Source organism: Flavobacterium sp., assembly GCF_049318185.1.
GTDB lineage: Bacteria > Bacteroidota > Bacteroidia > Flavobacteriales > Flavobacteriaceae > Flavobacterium.
Genome location: NZ_JBMOGV010000166.1, coordinates 1 through 3594 on the forward strand (window position 1 = coordinate 1; position 3594 = coordinate 3594).

3 protein-coding genes are annotated in these 3594 nt (G+C 31.4%); 2 read left to right on the plus strand and 1 reads right to left on the minus strand.

The features are described 5' to 3' along the window. Positions 1–617 precede the first annotated feature (617 nt). Positions 618–1412: a hypothetical protein gene (locus ACOYLT_RS10875; protein WP_422853871.1), complete on the minus strand. Its 795-nt coding sequence runs from the start codon at positions 1410–1412 to the stop codon at positions 618–620. A gap of 317 nt (positions 1413–1729) precedes the next feature. Between ACOYLT_RS10875 and ACOYLT_RS10880 the strand changes: the two genes are divergently transcribed. Both ACOYLT_RS10880 and ACOYLT_RS10885 read left to right on the plus strand, forming a co-directional pair. Then, entirely contained in the window at positions 1730–2299 is a 570-nt protein-coding gene (locus tag ACOYLT_RS10880; RefSeq protein ID WP_422853872.1) for a Crp/Fnr family transcriptional regulator, read from the plus strand. Between the two features lie 70 nt (positions 2300–2369). Beyond that, entirely contained in the window at positions 2370–3449 is a 1080-nt protein-coding gene (locus ACOYLT_RS10885) for a heparan-alpha-glucosaminide N-acetyltransferase domain-containing protein (RefSeq protein ID WP_422853873.1), read from the plus strand. Positions 3450–3594 lie beyond the last annotated feature (145 nt).

The following is a 3594-nucleotide window of genomic DNA, read 5'->3' on the forward strand; positions in this document are numbered from 1 at the left end:
AACATCTCTTGCAGATTGTTTGAACTCAATTTTCCAGTCAAACTGCCAGCCGTTTTTATGTCACATTTTTCAGGTCAGCCGCAGTTATGATTGTAATATCAGTTGGAAAGCTGTCACCTGTTATAACATTTTCAATGCTGTTTGTCAGCTTACCTACTTCAAAATCTAACCCTATTTTTCTGTTTTTTTCACACTTAAAAATACTAATTATCAGTTAAAATTATCTGTCAGAAAATAAATAATATCCATACCGGATCCAATATTTGAAACAAATAATCGTGAGGACCTCTTACTGGATTTCCCAATCTTGCAATGATCAGTTAATCAGAGGGGTACGGGTTAAAGTATAAAGGGGGAGAATAATCAGTGTGAGAGCGAGTGTGGGTGTGGGAAGTTATTCCTACACTGATTTTACTTCACACTCAAACTCACACTCAAACTCACACTCACACTAGTTTAATTCCCGCTATAATCGGGGCCTTTTCTTTGTCTATCAGTGTATTAGGGGGGAACTGCATTATTTGGATTATCAACAAGAGTTTTTTGAAAATATGCAACTACATATTTTATGGCTTGTCTTTATAATGCTAAACAAAATTTTTACTTGGCACAATAATTTATTGTAAATTAAGTAGTTTTAAGTTCATCTTAGTTTGTTTACTAAGCTCCTCAATCAAAAAATATTTATGGTTCAATCCGGTTAATACAATAATTCTTTTCCCCTTTTGAGCAGAAGCAATCTCTAAAATTTTTTGTACCATATAACCATTTCTGGCTTTGCCAAAATTTCGATCTGATATATAATCATTCAAAACAATAGAATCTGTGACACATTTTTTTGCAATAGGTATAATTACATTAAACTCCATTTCTTTTATTTCCTTTGCTTTTCTATATATGATAGGTAAGTTTATTTCTTCAAGTGATTTATTGTAGATGTCATCTATGTAATTATTATGAAGATCAACATAAACCCTATATTTTAGACTGTCTTCTTTATTCAATTTACTTTGATCTAATTTGGTAAAAAAAACATCGCTTATTCTAACAGTTTCATTTAAATACTTCTTTTTTGAATAGAAGCTGGTATCAAATCCTAGTATTGGAATTAATCTGTTTTTCTTATTAAATAACTGAAGGGCTAGTTGTTCTGTAGTAGGAGAAACTATTTTTAGTCTGTAAGCAGTTCTTAATCCGATTTCCCTTTCAAAGCCCTCACTTTGTTCCCACAAAATTAGATTTGGTTTATTCACTTCTAATAACTGATATAATTTTTTATAATTAATTTTTTTGGTTCTATTATGATTAATCCCAATAATTAGTAATTCAGTTTGTATTTCATTTTGCTGAGCAAATACAGATAAATTAGTTGAAAATAAAATAACACAGATACTTATTAAAATCCGTTTCATTTAATTGTTATTTATTCACTAAAACACTTTTTCATTATGCAAATAAAGGTAACATATTAAAATAATGTGTGCCAAGTAGGCCTTTCAAATTTTGAAAGAGTTCAACCCTTTAATTACTTGATTATTACATACTCAATCAACCCATTATGGTTGCATCTCTCGAGGAAAGGGGATCCACACTATACAAGTCCCGCTTTAATCGGGGCTTTTTATTTGTCTATCAGTGCGTTAGGGGGGCTGCTTTTTCGGATTTTCAACATTAGGTTTTTTTGAAAAGATGCAACTTAATATCTTTAATGTATACATAATATGTAAAAATGGACATCTTATTCCAACCCTTTATAGACCATTTTTCTGCCAATCAACAACTAACTGATCAAACAAAAGCAGAAATATGCAGCCATCTGTCAATCTTAAATTTGAAAAAAAAGCACGTCCTCATCAATGAAAATCAAAGACACGATTTTGCATATTTTGTTATTAAAGGGGCAATTAGAAGTTACTATTTAAAGGATGGAATAGAAGTGAACACTTGGTTTGCTTTAGAAAATGATATGGTTGGTTCATTGCAAAATTTTAATAACAATCCTTCAAGAGAAACAATTGAGCTAATTGAAAATTGTACCCTAATTGCAATCAATATAAAAAAGATAAAACCCTTAATGTTATCTAATATTCAAATAGCCAATTTTATCAATGCAATAATTGAAGAGTACGCCCTATTTTTAGAGGATAAGTTTTACTTTTCTCAAATGATGAATTCAATTGATAAATACTTGACATTATTAGACAAAGAACCCCAACTTCTCCAACGCATCCCCTTAACATATATCGCCTCTTTTCTTGGTATTACTAGAGAAACTTTGAGTCGTTTGAGAGCAAAATGATTTTGTGACATATATCAAGTGAAATCATTTTTAAGTGCCGCATTTTTGCAGTCTGAAAATGATTGTAAATATGACTGTTACAAAGCAAAACAACAGACTTTTGTCCATAGACCTTGCAAGAGGCTTGGCTGTATTTTTTATGATTGCGGTTCATACACTTGAGGTGTTCGCAAATCAAGAAGTAAAGAACTCGGTATTCGGACAAATCATAGAATTTCTAGGGGGGCCGCCTGCCGCACCTGTATTTATGACTTTAATGGGATTTTCATTTATCTATTCAACTAAATCGAAATTAAAACCTAAGCTATTCCGTGGTTTTAAAATTTTCTTAACCGGATACCTTTTAAATATCCTAAGGGGTGTAATTCCATTTAGTATTTCATCGTATCTTAATATGGATATTGCAAAAGCATTCCCAATAGGGAAACTGAATGAATGGACCATTTTAACCATAGTAGATATTTTACAATTTGCAGGTATTGCACTAATGATAATGGCAGTAATACAGGCATTCAAAATCAATAAGTATCTGATTGTACTGTCAGCATTTCTGATTAGTATGATTTCGCCATTTCTTTGGGGAATAAAGATCGACATACCAATAATTGACCAAGTTTTAGAACTGTTTTGGGGAGATCAGCCAATCGAGTTTAGTTTTATTGCAAATAAAATCGCTTTCCCTGTTTTTCCTTGGCTTACATTTCCGCTATTAGGGATGTTTCTAGGAGAAACTTTTAAAAACTCAATAGACTCCCTTAGAACCTTTACTTACTTTGGAATTGCTGGAATAGTCGTTATTTTAATTGGGGGTGCCATTTCTTATAACAATCTTACCTACCATTTCAACGATTACTATCATAGCCGTCAAGGTGCTATGGTATTAATGTGTGGGTTTGTTCTTTTGTGGTTGCATGTAACTAAATTAATTATTGATACTGTACCAGAGAATAGCTTTTTCGATTTACTATTTACTTGGAGCAAAGGTGTAACTAATATCTACTTTGTGCAATGGATTATAATTATTTGGAGCATAGCATTTTTTGAAATTAATAGTAGCTCATTTACTACTACAACTCTATTAATTTTTACATTCGCGGCTGTATCACATTATTCAAACGAATTAATAATTTATTTTAAAAAGGATTCGTAAAGAACTATAGTGTAATACAGAACAATGTCTTTACTTTTAAGATTTAGTTGCAGACTTATAGGGAGTTCAGCCCTTTAATTTCCTTATAGTCACCTACTCAATCATCGCATTATAGTTGCATCTGTTGGTTTTTAGAGGTTTATAT